Source organism: Pseudomonas shirazensis, from assembly GCF_014268785.2.
GTDB lineage: Bacteria > Pseudomonadota > Gammaproteobacteria > Pseudomonadales > Pseudomonadaceae > Aquipseudomonas > Aquipseudomonas shirazensis.
In genome coordinates, this window is record NZ_JABWRD020000002.1 from 901551 (window position 1) to 926803 (window position 25253).

Genomic DNA, 25253 nt, shown 5'->3' on the forward strand with positions numbered 1-25253 from the left:
AAGAAAGGGCCGCGATGCGGCCCTTGGGGGTGTTGGATCAATCAGCCTTGGCTGCTGGCCGCCGGTTTCTTCACCGGCTCGGCCTTGGCGGGAGCCTTTTTCGCTTGCGCAGGCTTGTTTTCGGCCTTCTTCGCGGCCTCCGATTTGGCGGCTGGCTTATGCGCAGGCGCATGCTTGGCTGGTGCGGCCTTGCTTGCCGCAGGCTTGACCGGTGCAGGCTTGGCCGCAGGCTCCGGTACCGGCGCAACCACTGGCGCTGGCGCAGGCGCCGGTGCTACTGGTGCAACTTCCGCAGGCTTGGCAACAGGTGCCGGCTTGGCTGCAGGCTCTTCTGCGCCACCAAACAGGCGCGAGAAGAAGCCAGGCTTGGCTGGCTCGGCGTCTTTGGCCTTGACCGGCTCGTCCTTGGCTGGCGCGCTGTCCGCCTTGGCCGCCTTGTCGCCGCCACCAAAAAGATTGGAGAAGAAACCGCCCTTGGCCGCCGCAGCACCGGTTGCGGCAGCTGCCGCCGCAGGCACGGCCTTGACCGGGTCAAACGACTTGCCTGCCAGCAGGTCCTGCACCTGGCCGGCAGCACGCTGGCCGCTGCGCAGGGCGCCTTCGAGCGTGCCGGGGTAGAGCGCGTCGGTATGCTCACCGGCAAAGCTGATGCGCTGCAGAGGGCGCTCCCACAAACGCCAGTATTTGCTGATCTGCCCCGGGCCATATGCCAGATAGGCACCACCAGTACCGGGATCGGCGCTGTAGCGCTTCACTTCATAGCCAGTGAATGCGCCGCGCGCCTTCGGGTAGAACGCATGCAGGCGAATCAGCACCTGGTCGGCCATCTGCTTGTCGCCAAAGGCCTGCAACAGGCGGGCGTTGTCGCCCGACAGGTTGATCACCACGTTGGCACCACCTTTCAGCGCCGGCTCGATCCAGAGCATGCCCAGGCCGGTGTTGCTGAAGATCTCACCCGACATCCGCGCCCGGCTTTCCCACACAGGCTGTTTGAACTTGAGCAGTATCTGGTCGCGCCAGCCATAGTTGGTGCCTTTGATCGCAGCCATATGCTGGTTGTCCAGGCCTGGGGTCATCTGGATCTTGGCCAGTGCCCGCAGCGGCACCGCCATCACCAGGTAGTCGGCGCGATAGCCGACAGCGCCGACCTTGACGGTAACGCCGTCCTTGTCCTGGACGATCGCGGTAACCGGTGCGTTGGTCTTGATGGTTTTCAGCTGCTTGACGAAGGCCTGAGCCAGCACCGGGCTACCGCCAGGCAGGCGCGCAGCACGCAGGTCACGGTCGCTGACGCCACGATAGACGCGGGTCTGCTGGGCGAAATAGAGCAGCGACAGGCGCGAAGGCTCGTCATAACGGCTGCGAATCTGCTGGTTGATCAATTGCCGCGCAGTGGCGGGCAGTTGCAAACGGTCGAGCCAGTTGGAGACGTTGATCTGGTCTAGGGCGAACAGCGTGCTGTTGGCCTGCGGGTTGAGCGGGTCGTCGATCGAACGGGCCAGATCGTCGAGGGTTTTCTCGTAGCGCTTGAGCGCTTCGGCAGTTGCCGGCTGCTTGACGGCCAGGTCAGCTGCGCTGAAGTATTCGCCATCGATCAGGTAGCCCGGCGTGCGCACGAACTCAGGGGCCGGCAAGGTATCGAGCTTGAAGCGATCCAGGTACTGATTGAGTACCGGCTGGGCTTTGCCGTTACCGATCCATTCGCTGGTGGCCAGGCCAGAGCGCCCGCCCATGCCCGCCTTGGCTTCCAGCAGCGTGACCTGCCAACCTTTGTTCTGCAGCTCGTAGGCAGCCGTCAAGCCTGCCAGGCCGCCACCGACGACGATTGCCGTGGGTGTCTTGTCCTGCGCCAGCGCCGAGGTGCTGGAAAATCCGATCAATACCAACGCGCACAGGCGCACCCAAGCAGCAGCCATGTCGGCAAACTCCGGTTGAAAACAGGTCGATGAAAACGGGGAAGAAGCCCCGGAGAAAATTGCGCTAAGAATACGTCACCCGTGGGCACCCTGCCAGCAGGGCGATGCCAAGCCGCTTACGCAACTGGCATTTTTGTCAGTAGCCAGCAGCGCCGCTTTCGTCGGACAGTGGCGTCATCGACCGCAGCGGGACTTTCAGCCATGCAACAGCACCAATACTTTGCCCGCCTGCAGCCGCGCAACTTCATCCCGCATGCCATCTGGCAAGGCAACTATGGCCTGAGCATCAGTTCAAGCTGTACCTCTTATGCCGGCCTGGCAACAGCGGTCAACGGCAATCCCGGCACCGAACTGGTGATTGGCCAGAACAACGACCTTAAGATCGACTTCGGCAAGGAAGTCGACAGGTTGATGATGGAGTTCTACGTCGTCAGCGACCGCCTCGAGTTTGATGAAGACGACCTGATCGAGTGCGAGTACCTCGGCCTCGACCCCGAATTGCTGGGTCCGCCACCGCTGTACTGGCTGACCTTGTCCGGCCTGGCCGGTACCGAAATCGTGCCAGGGCACTACGCCAGTTCGCCCACCCGCCAGTTGCTGCTGGGGCCATTTCGCACCCTGACCATCTCCACCACCCAGGCCGGCACCGTGCACATCCCGGCCCTGAGCTGGCAGCCCGCTGTGCGCCATTGAGCCTGATCACGGTTGTGGTGGCCGGCACCTTTGCTTAGGCTTGTGCGGTCAAACCAAGCCGTGCCGCCAGGAGAAGTGCCGATGGGCCTCAATGATCAGTGGATGCAACGTGACCTCAAGGTCCTGTGGCACCCCTGCACCCAGATGAAAGACCACGAAAAGCTGCCGCTGATTCCGATCAAACGCGGCGAAGGCGTGTGGCTCGAGGACTTCGAAGGCAAGCGTTACCTGGACGCCGTCAGTTCGTGGTGGGTCAACGTGTTCGGCCATGCCAATCCGCGCATCAACCAGCGCATCAAGGACCAGGTCGACCAGCTCGAACACGTGATCCTGGCCGGTTTCAGCCATCAGCCGGTGATCGAGCTGTCCGAGCGCCTGGTAGCCATGACTCCAGCCGGGCTGGACCGAGTGTTCTACGCCGACAACGGCTCGTCGTGCATCGAAGTCGCGCTGAAGATGAGCTTCCATTACTGGCTGAACAAAGGCCAGAGCGGCAAGAAGCGCTTCGTCACCCTGACCAACAGCTACCACGGTGAAACCATCGCAGCGATGTCGGTGGGCGATGTGCCGCTGTTCACCGAGACCTACAAGACGCTGTTGCTCGACACCATCAAGGTGCCCAGCCCGGACTGCTACCTGCGCCCTGAAGGGGTCAGCTGGGAGGAGCACTCGCGGACGATGTTCCTGGCCATGGAGCAGACCCTGGCCGAGCATCACGCCACTGTCGCGGCAGTCATCGTCGAGCCGCTGATCCAGGGTGCCGGCGGCATGCGCATGTACCACCCGGTGTACCTCAAGCTGCTGCGCGAAGCCTGCGACCGCTATGGCGTGCACCTGATCCACGACGAGATTGCCGTGGGCTTTGGCCGCACCGGGACGATGTTTGCCTGCGAGCAGGCCGGCATCCGTCCGGACTTCCTCTGCCTGTCCAAGGCCCTCACCGGCGGTTACCTGCCGCTGGCGGCCTGCCTGACCACCGATGATGTCTATCAGGCTTTCTACGACGACTATCCGACCCTGCGCGCGTTCCTCCACTCGCACAGCTACACCGGCAACCCACTGGCCTGCGCTGCCGCGTTGGCAACCCTGGATATCTTCGAGCAGGACAACGTGATCGAGGCCAACAAGGCCCTGTCGGCGCGGATGGCCAGCGCCACTGCGCACCTGGTCGATCACCCACATGTGGCCGAAGTGCGCCAGACCGGCATGGCCCTGGCCATCGAAATGGTCGAGGACAAAGCCAGCAAAACCGCTTACCCATGGCAGCAACGGCGCGGCCTCAAGGTATTCGAACATGCCCTGACCCGCGGCGCCCTGCTGCGCCCGCTGGGCAGCGTGGTGTACTTCCTGCCGCCATATGTGATCACCCCCGAGCAGATCGACTTCCTTGCCGAGGTGGCCACCGAGGGCATCGATATCGCCACCCGCGACAGCATCAGCGTGGCCGTGCCGCAGAATTTCCACCCCGATTTTCGCGATCCGGGCTGAGCACAGCCCGTGCAGCAGGCCTCGGCGGCGGGCTCTCCCGCCGCCGAGGTGTATGTGTCTTCCCTAATTCCAGAGCAGAACCATGAGACTGTCCCGCTTCTTTATCGACGCCCCCCTGTCCATCGGCGAACACGACCTCCCCGAAGCCCAGGCCCATTACATCGGCCGCGTGCTGCGCATGGCCACCGGCGATGCCGTGCAGCTGTTCGATGGCAGCGGCCAGGAGTACCTCGGCCAGCTGCTTGAAGTGGGCAAGAAGAGCGTGCGCGTCAGCCTCGACCAGGCTCTGCCCGGCCAGGCCGATTCAAGCCTGCACGTGCACCTCGGCCAAGGCCTGTCGCGCGGAGAGCGGATGGACTGGGCCATCCAGAAAGCCACCGAGCTGGGTGTCAACCAGATCACCCCGATCGTCAGCGAACGTTGCGAAGTAAGGCTCAAGGACGAACGCGCCGACAAGCGTCTGGCGCACTGGCGCCAAGTGGCGATCAGCGCCTGCGAACAATGCGGCCGCTCGACCCTGCCGCTGATCAATCCGCCATTGACCCTGGCCGAGTGGCTGAAGGCAACCGAGGCTGACCTGAAGCTGGTGCTGCACCCGGTCGCCGAGCCGCTGACCAGCCACCAGCGGCCTGAGCGGCTGGCGTTTCTGATCGGCCCTGAAGGCGGTTTGACCGACGCCGAAGTCGAGCAGGCCAAGGCCGCCAGCTACCATGCCGCGCGCCTCGGCCCACGCGTGCTGCGTACCGAAACCGCGCCGGTAGTGGCGCTCGCAGTAGCGCAGCAGCTGTGGGGCGATTTTTAACTACTGCTCAGCGCACGTAGAAGCTGATGGCGATGAAGTGCAGCAGGCTGCCGGCAATCACGAACAGGTGCCAGATGCCGTGCCAGTGGCGAAAGCGGCTGTCATAGGCGAAGAAGATGATGCCGATGGTGTAGCACGCGCCACCGGCTGCCAGCCAGGCAAAACCGGCAGAGCCCAAAGTCTGCAGCAGCGGCTTGACCGCTACCAGCACGATCCAGCCCATCAGCGCATAGATGATGATCGACAGAATCCGCGCTTCCGAGCGCGGCTTGATCTCTTGCAGCATGCCGATCACCGCCAACCCCCAGACCACCCCGAACAGGCTCCAGCCCCACGGGCCGCGCAGGCTGATCAGGCAGAACGGGGTGTAGCTGCCGGCAATCAGCAGGTAGATCGACAGGTGATCGAGCTTACGCATGATCACTTTGGCCTGGCCGCGGGTGCTGTGGTACAGGGTCGAGGTGCTGTACAGCAGCACCAGGGTGCCGCCGTAGATCGAGAAGCTGATGATCTTCCATGGGTCGCCTTGCAGGCCGGCGGTGATGATCAGCCAGCTGGCACCGATGAAAGCCAGAATGGCACCGACCAGGTGCGTCCAGGCATTGAAGCGTTCACCGTAATACATGCAGTCAAAGACCTCCTCGCTAGTTCCGGGTTTCAGCGCAGCGCCGCCTCGCGCACCATCCGCTCCAGCGCGACCAGGTCCGGCACCCGCGCTACTTGCTCGCCTACCTGGACCGCCGCCAGCTCGAGCGCGTTCAACGGCACGTCGACATAATTGAGCTGGCTGTCCAGCTTGCACGCCCGCGGGATGCCCTGCAGCAGCAATGCCAGGTAGCGCAGGCCGGTATCCCCGAGCGCATTGAGCACGACAATCCGCGCTCGCTCGCCGCACACCGTCTGGCCGCCACAGGCCGCCTCGAAACCGATCAGCGGCAAGCGTTGCTGACGCCAGTCGAGCCAGCCCAGGTGCCAGTTTGGCTCACCGATCTGACAAGACAACGCACGCTGGCCGATCAACTCTGCCACAGCCACATTCGGCAGAACCAGGGTCCGATCACCCAGGGGCAGCAGCAGGCCGGTCAGGCTGCTGCGTTGGCCGGCGATATGTTCAAGCATGGGGTTGGCTCCAGTGGGCAATGCTTTGCAACAGCAGCGACTCCTGATACGGCTTGCCCAGGTATTCGTTGACGCCGATGGCCATGGCTCGGTCGCGGTGCTTATGGCCGCTGCGCGAGGTAATCATGATGATCGGCAGGTCCTTCAGGCGCTGGTCCTGACGGATCCGCGTGGCCACTTCAAAGCCATCCATACGGGGCATTTCGATGTCCAGCAGCAGTACGTCAGGCCGATGCTCTGCCAGCAGGGCCATGGCATCGACGCCGTCCTTGGCGGTCAGCACGCTCATGCCGTGGCGCTCGAGCAAGCGGCTGGTGACCTTGCGCACCGTCACCGAATCGTCGACCACCATCACCAACCGTTGCCGAGGCGCGGCCTCGAACTGCCGCTGCTGATGCACATCGCCACTGGGCAGCCGGGCCAGGCGCCGTTGCTGGCCGCGGAGCTGGCCGAGCAGATCGAGAATCAGCACCACCCGGCCGTCACCGAGCAAGGTTGCCCCGGACAGCCCCGGCACTGCAGCAAACTGCGGGCCGAGGCTCTTGACCACGATCTCGCGGCTGGGTGACAGGCTGTCGACCTGGATCGCGAACGACGCTTCCTGCGAATGCACCAGGATCACCGGCAGCGGCACGCTCTGGCCAAGCAGGCCAGGCCGGGCGACACCGCTTTGCAGCAACTCGCCGAGGTAGCGCAGCTGGTAGGCGTGGCCGCCATACACGTAGCTCGGCGTATCCAGCTGGTAGCAGGCAGCCAGTTCGCTGGGCGGCACGCGGACGATGCCTTCGATGGTGTTGAGCGGAATGGCGTATTGCTCATCACCCAGGTGGACCATCAAGGCGCGGTTGATCGATACCGTGAATGGCAGGCGGATCTGGAAGCGCGCACCCTTGCCGGGGCTGGAAGCGATGCTCATGGCGCCACCGAGCTGCTTGACCTCTTCATGGACCACGTCCATGCCCAGCCCGCGGCCGGAAATCTGAGTGATCTTTTCTGCCGTCGAGAAACCGGGACGGAGGATGAACTGGAGGATTTCGTGGTCGCTCAGGCGCGCGCGCGGATCGAGCAGGCCGCGCTTGATGGCTTTGTCGCGCACCGCCGCGAGCGGCACCCCGGCACCGTCGTCACTCATCTCGATAACGATGTCGGCGCCTTCGTGGAGCAGATTCAGATGGATCGTACCTTGCTCAGGTTTACCGGCAGCCAGGCGCGCCTCGCGCGACTCCAGGCCATGGTCGACGGCGTTGCGCAGCATGTGTTCAAGCGGCGCCACCATGCGCTCCAGCACGCTGCGGTCAAGCTCGCTCTCGGCATTGCCGACCACTAACTCGACCTGCTTGCCGAGTTCGCTGGAGACCTGCCGCACGACACGTTGCAAACGCGGCACCAGGCGCTCGAACGGCACCATCAGGGTGGCGGTAAGGCCCTCCTGCAACTGGCTGTTGACCCGCGCCTGCTGCTGCAGCAGGCCGTGGGCTTCCTGCGCGCCCTGAGCCAGGGTTTCTTTCAGGTCGAGCAGGTCTGAGGCGGATTCGAACAGCGCCCGCGACAGTTGCTGCAACTGTGAATGGCGGTCCATTTCCAGCGGATCGAAATCGTCATAGCTGTCGCTTTCAGCCTGATAACGGCTGGCGCTGCTGGCCTGAGTTTCTATCTCCAGGCGCAGCAACTGATCACGCATGCGCTCAAGGGTGGTTTCCATCTCGCTGAGGGCGAACTGGGCGTCGTTGACCTGCTGCTCGATACGGCCGCGGATCAGCGCGTGCTCGCCGGCCAGGTTGCCAAGATCATCGAGCAGCTCGGCATCGACCTTGACCATATCGCCCGGCGCCCGCTCCGGGGCAACCGCTGCCGGTTCAGCGGGGACTGCCGCTTCGCTGGCGATAGCCGGCGCGGCGGCGCTGTCGGTCAACGCCGCGCTGCTGAAGTTGCGGATGTAGTCGATCAGCGCCGTGGCCGCATGCAGCGGCTCGCCCAGGCGCACCGCATCAAGCATGTGCGCCAGGCGGTCGTGGCAGTTCTGCAGCAGGGCAAACAGCGCTGCGGTCGGCGGCAGGCGGCCAGCGGCAAGCAGCTCGTAGAGAAATTCCAGCTCATGGGCGAGGTCGCCGATCGCGGCGATTTCGACCATGCGCGCGCCACCCTTGAGCGTATGCAGGTCGCGCAGCAGGGTCTCGACCTCGACACTGCTGCGCGGGTCGGCCTGCCAGCGGGCCAGCGCGGCCGCAGAGCTTTCGACGATGTCCGAGCTTTCTTCGAGGAACACCTCGAGTAGCTCCTGATCACCTGGGCTGTCCGGCGCTTCGCCGGATTCGACAGGCTCTACTGTAGCCGGAGCATGGCTCGGCTCGGGCGGTGCTTCGAGCAGCGCTGGCTGCACTACTTGCGCATATTCGAGGGGCGGCAGCGGCGTGACCCCATCACGGCCGATCAGGCCGGTGGCATCGGGCGCCAGCGCTTGATCGAGCAGTGCGCGCAAACCGTCGATGCATTCGCTGCGCGAGCTGACTTCCTGCCCGGCGGCAATCTCGTCGAGCATGTCGATCAGCACGTCGTGGGCCTGGCGGGCCTGGTTGAAAAAGCGCGTGTCGGCGACCAGGCTGCCCTCTTCCACCGCACCGTACAGATCGAGCAGCGCCTCACAGACCTCGTCCACTTGCCAGAGGTCGGCCAGGTTCGCGCCGTGGCTGAGGTTGGTCAGTTCGTCGAGCAGGGTTTCCAGCTCCTGACGCTGCTGCGGTTGCTGCTGCCAGCGCGCCAGCAGCGACTCGGCATCGAGCAGAATATCCATGCTCTCGGCCAGAAAGCTGGCGATCAGCTGCGGGTCACGCCGACTACGGCGACTGGCCGAGGATTCGTCGTGCAATGCCGCTAACTGAGCATCGACGCCCTGACCAACCTGTTCGATCAACTCGGCGGAGCCGGCTATGGGCGCCAGCGGTGTGCTGTGCAGCTGCGCCAGGCCCAGATGGAACAGCGCGTGGGCGGCTTCCAGCCAGTCGAGTTCGGTCTGTTGCAGGCGCAACTCATGGCTGCGATATTCCCGTGCGAGCCTATCGAAGGCCGTGGCCAGCTCAGCGATCGGCATCACCCCGGCCATGGCGGCGCTGCCCTTGAGCGTGTGCAGCGCGCGCTGCAAGCTGTCGCTGACCGGCGTGCCATGGCGGTCGGCAGCGAGCAGAAACGCCTCGAGGCTGGCCAGATGGCCAGCCGCTTCGTTACGGAAGATCTCCAGCAACTGCGGATCAAGCCCGTCCAGCCCCGCCGCGACAGGGGCTTCGTTGACGGCCAGCGCGTGCAACTGGCTGACCAGATGCTCGACCTCGGCCAGCGGCGGCAAATGGCCCACGGCGAAGTCGGCGAGCAGGTCCGGCAGGCGCACGAAAGCCTGCTGCAAGGCGACCAGGCCTTGCCCGGCCAGGCCGACCCGGCCTTCGAGCACCCGGTTGATCAGCCGCTCGGCGCCCCAGGCCAGCTCCGCCAAAGCTTCGGCGCGGACCATGCGGCCGCTGCCCTTGAGCGTGTGCAAAGCCCGGCGCACTTCGATCAGCGCCTCACGCAGGCTGTTGTCGGCACGCCAGCGCAGCCAGTGGCGTTCGATCTCGGGCAGCAGCTCGTTGGCTTCTTCAAGGAATACCTCGCGCAACTCGGCGTCGATTTCCTCGCCTTCATCGGCCAGTGCGCCATGCCCACAGTTCACGCCAAGCGCCGTCAGGCTGGCCCTGGCCATGTCGATGAACGGCTGGGCGTCGGCCAGCGGATCAGCCACGCGCCACTGCAAATAGCATTCGCCGGCACACAGCGCATCGGCCAGGTGGGTCAGTTCATCCAGCTGTGGCTCTTCCTCCAGATGCGCCAGCCAGCCCTGCACATAGCCTGCGGCACCGGCAAACAGCTCGGCGGCAGCAGGCAGCATGAGCATCGCCAATGCACCGCGCACTTGCTGCAACAACCCCGGCAAGGCTTGCAGGCGCTGACGTGGCCAGCCCGATTCGAGGCAGTCGCCAATCAGGTCCTTGGCCTGTTGCAGCACCGACACCGCTTCGCTGAGGACCACGTGGCGGATGTGCGCCATGTCCGAGCCGGGCATGCTGCCCTGGCCGCTTTCTTCCAGCGGGCCGACCATGCCATTGAGGGTTGCCTCGACGTACAGCAGGGCCCCGGCAACGTCCATCAACAGCGCATCGTCGACGCTCTGCTGATCCTGTGCCAGAGCCTGCAACGCCAGCACCTGATCGATGATGACCCGCCGCGGTTGCTGGAAATTCAACACTGCCAGGGTGTCTGCGACCTGACGCAAGGGCGCGACCAGGGCGTCCAGTTGCTCGCGCGATTGCTCGCCTCGGACAAACTGATCAAGGCAGTCCTTGATCCGCATCAGGTCATCGCACAGCGCCGCCACCACCGAACGCAGGGCGTCGCGGCCCTGGCCAGCCTGTAGTTGCTCGCGCCAGTTGCCCAGCGACAGGTCCAGGTCAGCCAGGTCGGCAGCACCGGCCAGGCGCTGCGCCGCTTCACCCATCAGGCTGCCCTGGGCCAATGGCTCGACACCACGGCACTCACGCAGGCGATTGAGCAACGGCAGCATCACCAGCGGCAGGTCGTGGCGGGCGCCGCGCAGGCGCTCAAGGTAAGGCGGTAGCTGTTCAAGGCCACGGAACATCGCGCCGAGGCAGTCGCCGCGCGGGCTGATCTGGCCGTCAGCCATGGCCCGTCCGAGCAACTCGAGTTCTTCGGCCAGGCGCGTCGCCCCGCGCAGTTCAAGCATGCGCAGGCAACCGTGGACCAGGTGCAGGTTATCCACATACAGCGCCAGCGTGGCCAGCTCCGTCGGGTCGCCGGCAAACCGCTCAAGCGCCTGCCGGGCCTGGGCCAGACAATCGAGAATGGGCGCCTTGGTCCAGGCCAGGGCGACCGTGTCGTGACGTTCGGGGCTTACTGCTGCCGAGGCCATGGGTTACTCCTCAGCGGGGTTCGGCCGGGGCCGGCAAAGTAAAACCGGAGACCGAGCGGCGCATCTCGCTGGCCATCCGCGCCAGGTGGCGAATGCTGTCGGCGGTGGCGCCGGAGCCGCTCGAGGTCTGCGCGGTAATCTGCTGGATCACAGCCATGGTGTGGGAAATCTGCCCGGCTGAAGAGGTCTGCAGTTGGGCGGCATCGGAAATACTGTGAATCAGCTCGGCGAGGGTCTGCGAGACGCCTTCGATTTCCGCCAGAGCCACCCCGGCATCCTGCGCCAGACGCGCTCCGCGGACTACTTCGGCAGTGGTCTGCTCCATGGAGATGACCGCCTCGTTGGTGTCGGTCTGAATGGTCCGCACCAACGCCTCGATCTGCCGGGTGGCCGACGACGAGCGTTCGGCCAGACGCTGGACTTCGTCGGCAACCACGGCAAAACCACGCCCGGCTTCACCGGCCAGCGAGGCCTGGATCGCCGCGTTGAGGGCAAGAATGTTGGTCTGTTCGGCAATGTCGTCGATCAGGCTGACGATGTCGCCGATCTCCTGAGACGACTCACCCAGGCGCTTGATCCGTTTGGCGGTGTCCTGAATCTGCTCGCGAATGTTGTCCATGCCGTGGATGGTGTTGTGCACCACCTCGTTGCCTTTGTTGGCGATGGCCACCGAGCGCTCGGCGACCTTGGCCGACTCGTAGGCGTGGGCCGACACCCGATCGATCGACTCGACCATGTCGCCCACTGCCACCGAGGCTTCACTGATCTGCTCGGCCTGCTGCTCAGAGGCCTTGGCCAGCTGGCGTGCGGTGTTCTGCGTGTCCTGCACGGCGGCGGCAACCTGCAGGGCGCTGTGGTTGATGGTGGTGACCAGGTCACGCAGCTGGTCCACCGAGTAGTTGATCGAGTCGGCGATGGCCCCGGTGAAGTCTTCGGTGACCGACACCGTCACTGTCAGGTCGCCGTCGGCCAGCTCCTCGATTTCGTCGAGCAGGCGCATGATTGCCTGCTGGTTGCGCTCGTTCTTTTCCGCGGTTTCGCGCAGCTGGCGATTGGTCGCGCGGACCATCACCGAGCCGATGAGGATGATCGAGGCCAGCGCCAGCAAGCCGAGCACGTAGCCGCCAACGGTATCAAGGGTGCGCCCGTTGGCCAGGTTCTCGAAGCTGTTGGCCAGGTGCGAGGCTTCATCGAGCAGGGTTTGCGACAGACTGAAAATATTGCTCGCCGCTTCGCGCACGCGGAACAGTTCGGGGGAGGTTTCGAGGATTTCATCGACACTGCCGGAGACAAACTGGAACAGCTCGGCAATCTCCGCCAGTCGCGCGCGGGCATCGGCGTCCTCGGCTCGGGTGACCTGGATCGCCGGGTTGCCGCCGAGCATGCCTTCAAGCACCTGGCCAAAGCGGCTGGCGTCGCGACCAAAGGCATCGGCCGCCTGCGCTGCCGAATCATCGCCGGCCAGCACGGTGTTGACCGAACCCAGAATCCGCTCAGCCAGCAACAATTGGCGCTGGGCTACGGCCACTTGCGCGGCGGGGGCACCGCTTTGCAGGAGGATCTCGACCACCTTCTCGTATTCGACCTGCAACTGCGGCACGGTCTCGGCGAGGGTTGCCGCGACCTGGTGCAGCGACAAAACGGTTTGTTCGCTGGCGAGGATCACGTCGGTGTTCTTGCGCAGCGTCTCCCAGTCCTGGCGCACCGCTTCCATTTCATCGCGGACCTTGGCCGGCGCTGCCGGCAGCGCGGTGGCCTTGTCACCTTCACGCAGGTAGCCCCAGCGCCGCTCGAAGTCGTTGCGCGCATCCGACAGCAGGCGAAACGCCAGGGCCTTGCCGGCAGCGGCCTCGGTGGCGTTCTTGGCGATGCGTTGGGACAGCACGCGCAGCTCACCGGCGTGGCCGATGTACTGCTTGTCGTAATTGGACTGGGTGTTGAGGTATGCGAAGTTGGCGAACAGCAGGATGATCGACAGGATCAGCACCACGAACAGCACGGTGATCTGCGCACTGCTGCGCACGCGCGGGGTCACGGCCGGTGGAGTGACGGGGCTGACAGGCTTGTTCACGGTCGATCCTCTACAACGCTACATCAAGAAAACCCGGCGCCTGGGCCAGGGCCAGCGGGCTGAAGATGGCCCAGTTGTGCTCGCGGGCAAAATGGCCCTGCACAAACGGCGTCGCCGCCGCCAGCAACGGCTGCGGTGGCGACAGGTCAAGGCTGCTCAGGCTGAAATGCTGCAACCCCAGCACCTCATCGACCAGCAAGCCGGCAAACAGTGCCTCGTGATCCAGCACCAGCACTCGCCGTTGCTTGCCTGGCGGCAGTGGCCCAAGGCCGAAAAAACTGCTCAGGTCCATCACCGGCAGCAGCCGCCCACGCAGGTTGGCCACCCCGCACACCCACGGCTGCACGCCGGGGACGCGGCTGCTGCGCGGCTCGCGCAAGACTTCGGCGACTTCGACCATGGGCGCCACGAACCACTGCTCGGCAACGCGAAAGCCAATCCCGCTCCACTGTTGCATCCGGCTGTCCTGCGACGGCTGATCGGCCTCCAGCAGACGGCAGCGGCGATCGATGTCGAGCAGAAGCTCGAACGCAGTCAGCGAGGCGCGGCGGGTGGTCAAATGTCGAGCACCGCTTTCAGCTTGGCCAGCAGCGAGTCTTCATCGACCGGTTTGATAAGAAAATCACGCGCGCCCTGGCGCGCCGCCCAGACCCGATCGGTTTCCTGGTCCTTGGCGGTGATGACGATTACCGGGATGCCGCTGGTAGCGGCGTCCTTGCTCAGTTGGCGAGTTGCCTGAAAGCCGTTGAGGATGGGCATGACGATGTCCATCAGAACCACATCGGGCTTTTCCTGGCGGGCCAGCGCCACGCCGTTGGCGCCATTGTCAGCCTTGAGCACCTCATGGCCATGCTTTTCCAGGATCGCGGTGAGTTTGTGCAACTCTGTCGGCGAATCATCGACAATCAGAACTCGGGCCATGCTGTTCCCCATTGAAGGAAAGTGCCGCCGCCATGCCAGGCGCGGTCAGGATGCAGGTTGCGCCTGAGCGGCAAATTCCGGCACATGGGCCCGGATCGCCTCAAGCAATTCTTCTTTGCTGAATGGTTTGGTCAAAAATTGATCAGAGCCGACGACGCGGCCACGGGCCTTGTCGAACAGGCCATCACGCGACGACAGCAGGATCACCGGGGTGTCCTTGAAGGCGCTGTTGTGCTTGATCACGGCGCAGGTCTGGTAACCGTCCAGGCGCGGCATCAGCACGTCGATGAAGATGATCCGCGGTCTATGGTCGACAATCTTGGCCAGCGCGTCAAAGCCGTCGCTGGCGGTGATCACTTCACAGCCGACCTCACCCAGCAGCAGCTGCGCAGTGCGGCGGATCGTGCGTGAATCGTCGATCACCATCACCTTCAGGGGTTGTTCCATAATCGCCTACCGACAATGACGTTGCGCCGCACAGTACAAGGTTCACGCGCCCGGAAAAAGCGCTGCGCCAGCGACTGTGCGCATTTATCAGCAGCTTATAGCGTGCAGCTTGAAGCTGCACGCATCCTGACAGCCTTTGCCGTCGCCGCCCCCTTGACCGACGGCGCGCTCGGCGCCACCCTGAGCCACTTTATCTATTGCCATCGCGGTCAATTGCCGCCAAGAGGAATTCACCCATGAGCGTTCGCCTCGGGATTGTCATGGACCCTATCGCGTCCATTTCCTACAAAAAGGACAGTTCGCTGGCCATGCTGCTGGCAGCCCAGGCCCGCGGCTGGACGCTGTTCTACATGGAGCAGCAGGACCTGTACCAGAGCGCAGGCGTGGCGCGGGCGAAGATGCGCCCACTGCAGGTATTCGCCAATCCCGAGAAGTGGTTCGAGCTGGACGCTGAAATCGACGCACCGCTGAGCGACCTCAACGTGATCCTGATGCGCAAGGATCCGCCGTTCGACATGGAGTTCGTCTACAGCACTTACCTGCTGGAGCAGGCCGAAGCTGCCGGGGTACTGGTGGTCAATCGCCCGCAGAGCCTGCGCGACTGCAACGAAAAGCTGTTCGCCACGCTGTTCCCGCAGTGCACCCCGCCGACCCTGGTCAGCCGCCGCCCGGACATCATCCGTGCGTTTGCCGCCGAGCATGGCGATGTGATCCTAAAGCCGCTGGACGGCATGGGCGGCACCTCGATCTTCCGCCACCGGGTCGGTGACCCGAACCTGTCGGTGATCCTCGAAACCCTGACCGCGCTTGGCACCCAGCAGATCATGGCGCAGGCCTACCTGCCGGCAATCAAGGACGGCGACAAGCGCATCCTGATGATCGACGGCGAGCCGGTGCCGTACTGCCTGGCGCGCATCCCGGCCAGCGGCGAAACCCGTGGCAACCTGGCTGCTGGCGGCCGTGGTGAAGCGCGCGAACTGAGCGAGCGCGACCGCTGGATCGCCGCCCAGGTCGGGCCAACCCTGCGCGAAAAGGGCCTGCTGTTCGTCGGCCTGGACGTGATCGGCGAGCATCTGACCGAAATCAACGTGACCAGCCCGACCTGCATCCGCGAAATCGACAACGCCTACGGCACCCAGATCGGCGTACAGTTGATGGACGCCATTGATCGCAAGCTGAAGGCGCGCTGACCACCGACGCGAAGCGCAATCGCTCAGTGCGGTATGATGCCGGTCCTTTGACCTGCTGCCCCGCCTGGCGATTGCTGGATACCTGATGACGCTGCCCGCTGACATCCCTGCCGACCTGCTGCCACCCCGCGTTCGCCCGGTGGACCGGCTTGGCTTTACCTTGTTTCTGGCTGCCCTGGTGCACCTGGCGCTGATCCTCGGGGTCGGCTTCACGGTGGTCAAGCCGAGTGAAATCCGCCACACCATGGATATCACCCTGGCAACCTTCAAGAGCGAGAAAGCGCCCGAGAAGGCCGATTTCCAGGCCCAGGACAACCAGCAAGGCAGCGGTACCCTGGACAAGAAGGCAGTGCCCAAAACCACCGAGCTGGCGCCGTTTCAGGACAGCAAGATCAACAAGGTCACGCCTCCGCCGGCCGCCAAGCGCGAAACGCCGCCTGCTCCGCAGAAGGCCGCGGTCGCCACCACGGCAGCCAAGATGCAGAAGGTCGAACCCAAGCCCAAGGAAACCAAGGCCCAGCCCAAGCCTCCTGCGGCGACCCCGGAATTTGACAGTTCACAGCTGTCGAGTCAGATCGCCAGCCTTGAAGCCGAGCTGTCCAACGAGCAGCAGCTGTATGCCAAGCGGCCCAAGATTCACCGCTTGAACGCGGCTTCGACCATGCGCGACAAAGGTGCCTGGTACAAAGAGGAATGGCGCAAGAAGGTCGAGCGGGTCGGTAACCTCAACTACCCCGACGAAGCCCGTCGCCAGCAGATCTACGGCAACCTGCGCATGATGGTTTCGATCAACCGCGATGGCTCGTTGTTCGAGGTGCTGGTGCTGGAGTCGTCCGGCCAACCGCTGCTGGATCAGGCCGCGCAGCGCATCGTTCGCCTTGCCGCGCCGTTCGCGCCGTTTACCGGTGATCTGGCCGAATTCGACCGTTTGGAGATCATCCGTACCTGGCGCTTTGCCCGCGGCGACCGGCTGTCGAGCAACTAAACCGCGTCAGTGGTTTTTTCTCACAGCTTGCAGCTTGAAGCTGACGTCGCCTGGCGCCACACTACCCCCATGAAAAACCTCACTCCGAGTTACCTCAAGCATCAGTTCCTGATCGCCATGCCACACATGGCCGATCCGAACTTTGCCCAGACCCTGACCTATATCGTTGAGCACAACGCCAATGGCGCCATGGGCCTGGTGGTCAACCGGCCGCAGGAACTCAACCTGGCAGACATCCTCGAGCAGTTGCGCCCGGACGAGGAACCTCCATTGAGTACCCTGCAGGTACCGATCTACATCGGCGGGCCGGTACAGACCGACCGCGGCTTCGTTCTGCACAGCAGCGAGCGCAGCTATGAGGCCACCATCGAGCTCGAAGGCCTGTCACTGTCGACCTCGCAGGATGTGCTGTTTGCCCTGGCCAACGGCGAAGGCCCGGCGCAGAGCCTGATCACTCTCGGTTACGCGGGTTGGGAAGCCGGCCAGCTGGAAGCCGAACTTGCCGACAACGCCTGGCTCAACTGCCCATTCGACCCTGAAATCATCTTCAGCCTGGCCAGCGACCAGCGCCTGAGTGCGGCAGCAGCGTCGCTGGGCATCAACCTCAGCCTGCTGACCAGCCAGGCAGGTCACGCCTGATGGCCGAGGTGCGCCTGCTGCTGGGCTTTGACTACGGCACCAAACAGATCGGCGTCGCGGTTGGCCAGGTCATCACCGGCCAGGCCCGCGAGCTGTGCACCCTGCGTGCCCAGGACGGTATTCCGGATTGGGCCCAGGTGGAAAAACTGATCAAGGAGTGGAAACCCGACGCTATCGTCGTTGGCCTGCCGCTGAACATGGACGGCACCCCCAGCGAGATGAGCGCCCGCGCGCAGAAGTTCGCCAACCGCCTGCACGGCCGCTACAACCTACCGGTGCACACCCACGACGAGCGCCTGACCACCTTCGAAGCCAAGGGTGAGCGCATGGCCCGTGGCGGTCAGCGTGGTACCTATCGAGACAACCCGGTCGACGCCATCGCCGCCGCGCTGCTCCTGCAGGGCTGGCTGGAGGCTAATACCGGTCACTGATTCTACCTTTCGCTTTGCCGCCGGGTCTGCCGGCGCCCCGAGGAGCACGCAATGAGCCTACCCAACCCCGCCGAGTTGATCCGGCAGATGGCCGTCGACCTTCGCGCCCACCTGGCCCGCCGCAACATTGCCGAGCCGCGCTTCATCGGCATCCGCACCGGTGGTGTGTGGGTCGCTCAGGCGCTGCAGCAGGAGCTTGCCGACAGCAGCCCGCTGGGCACCCTGGATGTGTCGTTCTATCGCGACGACTTCAGCCAGAACGGCCTGCACCCGCAAGTGCGCCCCTCTGAGCTGCCGTTCGAGGTAGAAGGCCAGCACCTGGTACTGGTCGATGACGTGCTGATGAGCGGGCGCACCATCCGCGCTGCCCTCAACGAACTGTTCGATTATGGCCGCCCGGCCAGCGTCACCCTGGTGTGCCTGCTCGATCTGGATGCCGGCGAACTGCCGATCCGGCCCAACGTGCTCGGCGCCACGCTGTCACTGGCAGCCCATGAGCGGGTAAAATTGACCGGCCCGGCCCCGCTCGCCCTCGAGCGCCAGGACCTTGCTACCGCTTCCGCCCTTTAAGAGTCCCCTGCGATGACGCCACTCGACGCCAAGCGCCCGCTGCAGCTCAATGATCAGGGCCAGCTGCGCCACTTCCTCTCGCTTGATGGTTTGCCCCGCGAACTGCTCACCGAGATTCTCGACACTGCCGACTCGTTTCTTGAAGTCGGCGACCGGGCAGTGAAGAAAGTCCCGTTGCTGCGCGGCAAGACCGTGTGCAACGTGTTCTTCGAAAACTCCACCCGCACCCGCACCACTTTTGAGCTGGCGGCCCAGCGGCTGTCGGCCGACGTCATCAGCCTGAACGTATCGACCTCCTCGACCAGCAAGGGCGAGACCCTGTTCGACACCCTGCGCAACCTTGAGGCCATGGCCGCCGACATGTTCGTCGTGCGCCACTCCGACTCGGGCGCGGCGCACTTCATCGCCGAGCACGTGTGCCCGGACGTTGCCGTGATCAACGGTGGCGACGGCCGCCACGCGCACCCGACCCAGGGCATGCTCGACATGCTCGCCATTCGCCGCCACAAAGGCAGCTTCGAGAACCTCTCGGTAGCCATCGTCGGCGATATCCTGCACTCGCGGGTGGCCCGCTCCGACATGCTCGCGCTGAAGACCCTGGGTTGCCCGGACATCCGCGTGATCGGCCCGAAAACCCTGATCCCGGTGGGCATCGAACAGTACGGCGTAAAGGTCTACACCGACCTCGCCGAAGGCCTCAAGGACGTCGACGTGGTGATCATGCTGCGCCTGCAGCGTGAGCGCATGGCCGGCGGCCTGCTGCCCAGCGAAGGCGAGTTCTACCGCCTGTTCGGCCTGACCACCGCGCGCCTGGCCGGCGCCAAACCGGATGCCATCGTCATGCATCCGGGGCCGATCAACCGCGGCGTCGAGATCGAATCGGCAGTCGCCGACGGTAAACATTCGGTAATCCTCAACCAGGTCACCTACGGCATCGCCGTGCGCATGGCGGTGCTGTCGATGGCCATGAGCGGGCAGAACACGCAACGACAACTGGACCAGGAGCACGCCCTGTGAGCATCAGTATTCTTGGCGCCCGGGTCATCGATCCGATTAGCGGCCTGGACAGCATCAGCGACCTGCACCTGGAAGCGGGCAAGATCGTCGCCATCGGCGCCGCCCCGGCCGGTTTCAGCGCCAGCCGCAGTATCGACGCCAACGGCCTGGTCGCCGCACCGGGCCTGGTCGACCTCGACGTCGCCCTGCGCGAGCCGGGCTACAGCCGCAAGGGCAACATCGCCAGCGAAACCCGCGCGGCCGTCGCCGGTGGCGTCACCAGCCTGTGCTGCCCACCGCAGACCAAGCCGGTGCTGGACACCTCGGCAGTGGCCGAGCTGGTGCTCGACCGTGCCCGTGAAGCCGGCAACAGCAAGGTCTACCCGATCGGCGCCCTGACCAAGGGCCTTGAAGGCGAGCAACTGGCCGAGCTGGTGGCCCTGCGTGATACCGGCTGCGTAGCATTTGGCAACGGTTTGAAGCAGATCCCCAACAACCGCACCCTGGCGCGCGCGCTGGAGTACGCCGCCACCTTCGACCTGACCGTGGTGTTCCACTCCCAGGACCATGACCTGGCCCTCGGCGGGCTGGCCCACGAAGGTGCGATGGCCAGCTTCCTCGGCTTGCCCGGCATCCCGGAAAGCGCCGAAACCGTCGCCCTGGCGCGCAACCTGCTGCTGGTCGAGCAAAGTGGCGTGCGTGCGCACTTCACCCAGATCACCAGCGCCCGCGGCGCCCGCCTGATTGCCCAGGCGCAGGCACTGGGCCTGCCGGTCACGGCCGACGTGGCGTTGTACCAGCTGATCCTCACCGACGAGGCGCTGCGCGACTTCTCCAGCCTGTACCACGTGCAGCCACCGCTGCGCACCGCGGCGGATCGCGATGGCCTGCGTGAAGCGGTCAAGTCGGGGGTGATCCAGGCGATTTCCAGCCATCACCAGCCGCACGAGCGCGATGCCAAGCTGGCGCCGTTTGGCGCGACCGAGCCCGGGATCAGCAGTGTCGAGCTGTTGCTGCCGTTGGCGATGACGCTGGTCGAGGATGGCCTGCTGGATCTGCCGACCTTGCTTGCGCGCCTGACCAGCGGGCCTGCCCAGGCGCTGCGCTTGCCGGCAGGTGAGCTGAAGGTTGGCGGTGCGGCGGATCTGGTGTTGTTTGATCCAAAGGCCTCGACCGTGGCCGGTGAGCATTGGCTGTCGCGCGGCGACAACTGCCCGTTCATCGGCCACTGCCTGCCGAGTGCGGTGCGTTATACCCTAGTGGATGGCCACATCTGTCACGAAGCCTGAGGCTTGGCGCGGCCGTTCCTGCACCGACCGCGAACACCGCGATCTGTAGGAGCGGCCTTGCCGGGGCGCCGGACCGGTCCGAAAGGCCCGCACAGCGGGGCCGGCGATGTCGGCGGCGAAGCTAAAAATCTGGGGCCACTCCGCGACCCTTTCGCGACACGAGGCCGCTCCTGCGCCGACCGCGTACCCCATCGGGCATCGCTTGGGCCTGAAGCCAACCATCCATCCGCCAAGGTTGAAATCTTTCCCCCCTCCCCCCATATGAGTCTGCATCAGGCATTTTCGCCCCGCTGCGTGGAGACTCTCCCTTGACTACCATCGTTTCAGTCCGCCGCCACGGCAAAGTCGTCATGGCGGGCGACGGCCAGGTATCCCTCGGCAACACCGTGATGAAAGGCAACGCGAAAAAAGTCCGCCGCCTGTACCACGGTCAGGTCATTGCAGGCTTCGCCGGGGCCACTGCCGATGCCTTCACCCTGTTCGAGCGCTTCGAAGGCCAGCTGGAAAAACACCAGGGTCACCTGGTTCGCGCCGCCGTCGAACTGGCCAAGGAATGGCGTACCGACCGCTCCCTGAGCCGCCTCGAAGCCATGCTCGCCGTGGCCAACAAGGACGCCTCGCTGATCATCACCGGCAACGGTGACGTGGTCGAGCCAGAAGACGGCCTGATCGCCATGGGTTCTGGCGGCGCCTTCGCCCAGGCCGCTGCCCGCGCACTACTGAACAAGACTGAGCTGTCGGCTCGCGAAATCGCCGAAACCGCGCTGCACATCGCCGGTGACATCTGCGTGTTCACCAACCACAACCTGACCATCGAGGAGCAGGACCTGGCCGAGTGATCAGTTGTTCTGGCGTCCCGCTCAGCGCGGGACTTTTCCACACTGATTACTGTGCCTGAGGACCGAATAGATCATGTCCATGACCCCCCGCGAAATCGTCCACGAACTCAACCGCCATATCATCGGCCAGGACGACGCCAAGCGCGCCGTCGCCATTGCCCTGCGCAACCGCTGGCGGCGCATGCAGCTGCCGGCTGAGCTGCGCGCTGAAGTTACCCCGAAAAACATCCTGATGATCGGTCCGACCGGCGTCGGCAAAACCGAGATCGCCCGTCGCCTGGCCAAGCTGGCCAACGCGCCGTTCATCAAGGTCGAAGCGACCAAGTTCACCGAAGTCGGCTACGTTGGCCGCGACGTCGAGTCGATCATTCGCGACCTCGCCGACGCTGCGTTGAAGCTGTTCCGTGAGCAGGAAATCATCCGTGTGCGCCATCGCGCCGAAGATGCCGCCGAAGACCGGATACTTGATGCACTGCTGCCACAGGCCCGCAGCGCCAGCAGCTTTGCCGAAGAAGCCGCGCCGTCGAGCAGCGATACCAACACCCGTCAGCTGTTCCGCAAGCGCCTGCGCGAAGGCCAGCTGGACGACAAGGAAATCGAGATCGAAGTAGCCGAGAGCATGGGCGTCGACATCGCCGCTCCGCCCGGCATGGAAGAGATGACCAACCAGCTGCAGAGCCTGTTCGCCAACATGGGCAAGGGCAAGCGCAAGTCGCGCAAACTCAAGGTCAAGGAAGCGCTGAAGATGGTCCGCGAAGAAGAAGCGGGCCGCCTGGTCAACGAAGAAGAGCTCAAGGCCAAGGCCCTCGAAGCGGTCGAGCAGCACGGTATCGTGTTCATCGACGAGATCGACAAGGTGGCCAAGCGCGGCAATGTCGGCGGCGCCGATGTCTCCCGTGAAGGCGTACAGCGCGACCTGCTGCCGCTGATCGAAGGCTGCACGGTCAACACCAAGCTGGGTATGGTCAAGACCGACCACATCCTGTTCATCGCCTCCGGTGCATTCCACCTGAGCAAGCCGAGCGACCTGGTACCCGAGCTGCAAGGCCGTCTGCCGATCCGCGTCGAACTCAAGGCGCTGACCCCGGAAGACTTCGAGCGCATCCTGCAGGAGCCGCACGCGTCGCTGACCGAACAGTACCGCGAGCTGCTCAAGACCGAAGGCCTCACCATCGAGTTCGCGGCCGACGGCATCAAGCGTCTGGCCGAGATTGCCTATCAGGTCAACGAGAAGACCGAGAATATCGGTGCGCGTCGTTTGCACACCCTGCTTGAACGTCTGCTCGAAGAGGTTTCGTTCAGTGCTGGCGACCTGGCCAGCGCGCATGACGACACGCCGATCCGGATTGACGCCGAGTACGTCAACGGCCATCTGGGTGAGCTGGCGCAGAACGAAGATCTGTCGCGGTATATTCTGTAAGACCGTCGGGGGCCGCTTTGCGGCCCTTTCGCGACACAAGGCCGCTCCTACAGAGATCCTGACCCATGCCCCGCCTGCCCACCGCCATCAACCTGCACAAAGCCTCGAAAACCCTCGCCCTGACCTACGCCCCCGGCGAGGTCTACCATCTGCCCGCCGAATTCCTGCGGGTGCACTCGCCTTCCGCCGAGGTCCAGGGCCACGGCAAACCCATCCTGCAATTCGGCAAGATCAACGTCGGCCTCATCGGCGTGGAACCGGCCGGCCAATATGCACTGAAATTGATCTTCGACGACGGCCATGACAGCGGATTGTTCACCTGGGAATACCTCGAACAACTCAGCCTGCGTCAGGCCGAGCTGTGGGCCGACTATCTCGACGAGCTGCGCAAGGCCGGCAAATCTCGCGACCCTGCCGAATCGGTGGTCAAGCTGATGCTCTAGCGCAAGGATTGTCATGTTTAGAGCGCATTTTCTAATTTGCTCTGCTTGAATGGCTTGATGCCAGCCAGGGTTTGGGCTGTCTTGCGCAATACATGAAAGTCGGGTAACCAATGGAGCTGGCAAGCTCCCTGCATTGCATTCAGCCAAGCAGGGCCGAGCCGGTTGTTGTAGAGGTCGCGAGCGAAAGCAGGCTGTCTTCACACGCAGAATCCCCCGCAGCTCATCACCACTACGCATCCGCTCGCCGCAGCGCTGTTCCTTATCACTGGTCACCCGAGCGATCTGTACCGGCATGTGCTGTGTATCTGCCTCAGCCAGCCGGTACTCGTCTCAGGACAACGGAGCGTCGTAGATGAGTAACAAGAACAACGATGACTTGCAGCGCCAGGCCTCGGAAAACACCCTGGGCCTGAACCCGATCATCGGCATTCGCCGCAAGGATCTGCTCAGCACGGCGCGTACGGTGTTGCGCCAGGCCATTCGCCAGCCGTTGCACAGCGCCAAGCACGTCGCTCACTTTGGCCTGGAACTGAAAAACGTGCTGCTGGGCAAGTCCAGCCTGCAACCGGCCGGCGACGACCGCCGCTTCAATGACCCAGCCTGGCAACAAAACCCGCTGTACCGACGCTACCTGCAGACCTACCTGGCCTGGCGCCAGGAGCTCAACGACTGGATCAGCACCAGCGACCTGTCGCCACAGGACATCAGCCGCGGCCAGTTCGTCATCGGCCTGATGACCGAGGCCATGTCGCCGACCAATACCCTGTCCAACCCGCAAGCGGTCAAACGCTTCTTCGAAACCGGCGGCAAGAGCCTGCTCGATGGCATGTCCAACCTGGCCAAGGACATGGTCAGCAATGGCGGTATGCCCAGCCAGGTCAACAAGGACGCGTTCGAAGTGGGCAAGAACCTCGGCACCAGCGAAGGCGCAGTGGTGTTTCGCAACGACGTGCTCGAGCTGATCCAGTACCGGCCGATCACCGAACAAGTGCACGCACGGCCGTTGCTGGTGGTGCCGCCGCAGATCAACAAGTTCTACGTCTTCGACCTGAGCCCGGACAAGAGCTTGGCGCGCTTTTGCCTGCGCTCGCACCAGCAGACCTTCATCATCAGCTGGCGCAACCCGACCAAGGCCCAGCGCGAATGGGGCCTGTCGACCTACATCGATGCGCTCAAGGAAGCGGTCGACGCGGTGCTGGCGATCACCGGCAGCAAGGACCTGAACATGCTCGGGGCCTGTTCCGGCGGCATCACCTGCACCGCGCTGGTCGGCCACTACGCCGCGCTCGGCGAGAACAAGGTCAACGCTCTGACCCTGCTGGTCAGCGTGCTCGACACCACCATGGACAACCAGGTCGCGCTGTTTGTCGATGAGCAGACCCTGGAGTCAGCCAAGCGCCACTCCTACCAGGCCGGCGTACTCGAAGGCAGCGACATGGCCAAGGTGTTTGCCTGGATGCGCCCCAATGACCTGATCTGGAACTACTGGGTCAACAACTACCTGCTTGGCAACGAGCCGCCAGTGTTCGACATCCTGTTCTGGAACAACGACACCACGCGCTTGCCGGCGGCCTTCCACGGCGACCTGATAGAGATGTTCAAGAACAACCCGCTGACCCGCCCGCAAGCGTTGGAAGTGTGCGGCACGGCCATCGACCTCAAGCAAGTCAAGTGCGATATCTACAGCCTGGCCGGCACCGCCGACCACATCACGCCGTGGCAGGCCTGCTACCGCTCGGCGCATCTGTTCGGTGGCAAGATCGAGTTCGTGTTGTCCAGCAGCGGCCACATCCAGAGCATCCTCAACCCGCCAGGCAACCCCAAGGCGCGCTTCATGACCGGTGAAGATCGCCCGGACAGCCCGCTGGCCTGGCAGGAAAACGCCATCAAGCACGCCGACTCCTGGTGGCTGCACTGGCAAGCCTGGCTCGGCGAGCGTGCGGGCGAGCTGAAAAAAGCACCAGCGCGGCTGGGCAATCGGGCCTATGTCGCCGGCGAAGCTGCACCGGGCACCTACGTTCACGAACGTTGAGCATGACC

Annotated in this window: 22 protein-coding genes; 14 read left to right on the forward strand and 8 right to left on the reverse strand. The window is 64.2% G+C overall.

Translation table 11 applies throughout. From position 1 onward, the window contains the following. Window positions 1–41 precede the first annotated feature (41 nt). The gene (locus HU736_RS15405; protein ID WP_103435784.1) at window positions 42–1916 is read right to left on the reverse strand and encodes a flavin monoamine oxidase family protein; all 1875 of its coding nucleotides are present in this window, start codon (window positions 1914–1916) and stop codon (window positions 42–44) included. A 201-nt stretch (window positions 1917–2117) separates the two neighbouring features. On the opposite strand from HU736_RS15405, the gene HU736_RS15410 reads away from it, so the two are divergent. From HU736_RS15410 to HU736_RS15420, 3 genes are all read left to right on the forward strand, one after another. Beyond that, on the forward strand, window positions 2118–2609 hold the full coding sequence (locus HU736_RS15410) for a hypothetical protein (protein ID WP_103435783.1): 492 nt from the start codon (window positions 2118–2120) through the stop codon (window positions 2607–2609). Window positions 2610–2690: 81 nt separating this feature from the next. Continuing rightward, window positions 2691–4097, forward strand: a complete 1407-nt coding sequence (locus HU736_RS15415; protein ID WP_103435782.1) for an adenosylmethionine--8-amino-7-oxononanoate transaminase — start codon at window positions 2691–2693, stop codon at window positions 4095–4097. A gap of 82 nt (window positions 4098–4179) precedes the next feature. Continuing rightward, complete coding sequence (locus HU736_RS15420) at window positions 4180–4899, forward strand: 16S rRNA (uracil(1498)-N(3))-methyltransferase (protein ID WP_186701199.1); 720 nt, start codon at window positions 4180–4182, stop codon at window positions 4897–4899. A gap of 7 nt (window positions 4900–4906) precedes the next feature. Here the strand turns inward: HU736_RS15420 and trhA are convergent, their stop codons facing one another. From trhA to HU736_RS15455, 7 genes are read right to left on the reverse strand one after another with little or no spacing between them, the layout of a single operon-like run. Next, a complete protein-coding gene (trhA, locus tag HU736_RS15425) occupies window positions 4907–5524 on the reverse strand; it encodes a PAQR family membrane homeostasis protein TrhA (RefSeq protein ID WP_186701200.1) in 618 nt (205 codons plus the stop codon). 32 nt (window positions 5525–5556) lie between these two features. After that, window positions 5557–6018, reverse strand: coding sequence for a chemotaxis protein CheW (locus tag HU736_RS15430; RefSeq protein ID WP_103435779.1), 462 nt, complete (start codon window positions 6016–6018; stop codon window positions 5557–5559). Further along, window positions 6011–10972: a hybrid sensor histidine kinase/response regulator gene (locus HU736_RS15435; RefSeq protein WP_186701201.1), complete on the reverse strand. Its 4962-nt coding sequence runs from the start codon at window positions 10970–10972 to the stop codon at window positions 6011–6013. Before HU736_RS15435 ends, HU736_RS15430 begins: the two co-directional genes overlap by 8 nt. 10 nt (window positions 10973–10982) lie before the next feature. Beyond that, a complete protein-coding gene (locus HU736_RS15440; RefSeq protein WP_186701202.1) occupies window positions 10983–13043 on the reverse strand; it encodes a methyl-accepting chemotaxis protein in 2061 nt (686 codons plus the stop codon). Between the two features lie 10 nt (window positions 13044–13053). Continuing rightward, window positions 13054–13602, reverse strand: coding sequence for a chemotaxis protein CheW (locus HU736_RS15445; RefSeq protein WP_186701203.1), 549 nt, complete (start codon window positions 13600–13602; stop codon window positions 13054–13056). Continuing rightward, window positions 13599–13964, reverse strand: a complete 366-nt coding sequence (gene pilH / locus HU736_RS15450; RefSeq protein ID WP_101322927.1) for a twitching motility response regulator PilH — start codon at window positions 13962–13964, stop codon at window positions 13599–13601. Before pilH ends, HU736_RS15445 begins: the two co-directional genes overlap by 4 nt. Window positions 13965–14009: 45 nt before the next feature. Next, window positions 14010–14411 (reverse strand): response regulator, encoded by a 402-nt coding sequence (locus tag HU736_RS15455; RefSeq protein WP_186701204.1) that lies wholly within the window; start codon window positions 14409–14411, stop codon window positions 14010–14012. 236 nt (window positions 14412–14647) lie between these two features. On the opposite strand from HU736_RS15455, the gene gshB reads away from it, so the two are divergent. The 11 genes from gshB to phaC all read left to right on the forward strand — a co-directional run bounded on the left by gshB (window position 14648) and on the right by phaC (window position 25245). Further along, the gene (gene gshB, locus HU736_RS15460) at window positions 14648–15601 is read left to right on the forward strand and encodes a glutathione synthase (RefSeq protein WP_103435775.1); all 954 of its coding nucleotides are present in this window, start codon (window positions 14648–14650) and stop codon (window positions 15599–15601) included. Window positions 15602–15686: 85 nt separating this feature from the next. After that, window positions 15687–16586, forward strand: a complete 900-nt coding sequence (locus HU736_RS15465) for an energy transducer TonB (RefSeq protein ID WP_103435774.1) — start codon at window positions 15687–15689, stop codon at window positions 16584–16586. Window positions 16587–16655: 69 nt separating this feature from the next. Next, window positions 16656–17225, forward strand: coding sequence for a YqgE/AlgH family protein (locus tag HU736_RS15470; protein ID WP_101315724.1), 570 nt, complete (start codon window positions 16656–16658; stop codon window positions 17223–17225). Further along, complete coding sequence (gene ruvX / locus HU736_RS15475) at window positions 17225–17656, forward strand: Holliday junction resolvase RuvX (RefSeq protein WP_101315722.1); 432 nt, start codon at window positions 17225–17227, stop codon at window positions 17654–17656. The genes HU736_RS15470 and ruvX overlap by 1 nt, the downstream gene beginning before the upstream one ends. Window positions 17657–17707: 51 nt before the next feature. After that, the gene (pyrR, locus tag HU736_RS15480) at window positions 17708–18226 is read left to right on the forward strand and encodes a bifunctional pyr operon transcriptional regulator/uracil phosphoribosyltransferase PyrR (RefSeq protein ID WP_103435772.1); all 519 of its coding nucleotides are present in this window, start codon (window positions 17708–17710) and stop codon (window positions 18224–18226) included. Window positions 18227–18238: 12 nt separating this feature from the next. Beyond that, window positions 18239–19243, forward strand: a complete 1005-nt coding sequence (locus HU736_RS15485) for an aspartate carbamoyltransferase catalytic subunit (protein WP_101315718.1) — start codon at window positions 18239–18241, stop codon at window positions 19241–19243. Continuing rightward, entirely contained in the window at window positions 19240–20511 is a 1272-nt protein-coding gene (locus tag HU736_RS15490; protein WP_101315716.1) for a dihydroorotase, read from the forward strand. The genes HU736_RS15485 and HU736_RS15490 overlap by 4 nt, the downstream gene beginning before the upstream one ends. A 308-nt stretch (window positions 20512–20819) precedes the next feature. After that, window positions 20820–21350 carry an ATP-dependent protease subunit HslV gene (hslV, locus tag HU736_RS15495; protein ID WP_101315712.1) on the forward strand — a complete coding sequence of 177 codons (531 nt, stop codon included), beginning with the start codon at window positions 20820–20822 and terminating at the stop codon, window positions 21348–21350. 73 nt (window positions 21351–21423) lie between these two features. Then, window positions 21424–22770, forward strand: a complete 1347-nt coding sequence (gene hslU / locus HU736_RS15500; protein WP_101315710.1) for an ATP-dependent protease ATPase subunit HslU — start codon at window positions 21424–21426, stop codon at window positions 22768–22770. 65 nt (window positions 22771–22835) lie between these two features. Beyond that, window positions 22836–23213: a gamma-butyrobetaine hydroxylase family protein gene (locus HU736_RS15505; protein WP_103435770.1), complete on the forward strand. Its 378-nt coding sequence runs from the start codon at window positions 22836–22838 to the stop codon at window positions 23211–23213. A gap of 352 nt (window positions 23214–23565) precedes the next feature. Next, the gene (phaC, locus tag HU736_RS15510; RefSeq protein WP_101315706.1) at window positions 23566–25245 is read left to right on the forward strand and encodes a class II poly(R)-hydroxyalkanoic acid synthase; all 1680 of its coding nucleotides are present in this window, start codon (window positions 23566–23568) and stop codon (window positions 25243–25245) included. Window positions 25246–25253: the final 8 nt, after the last annotated feature.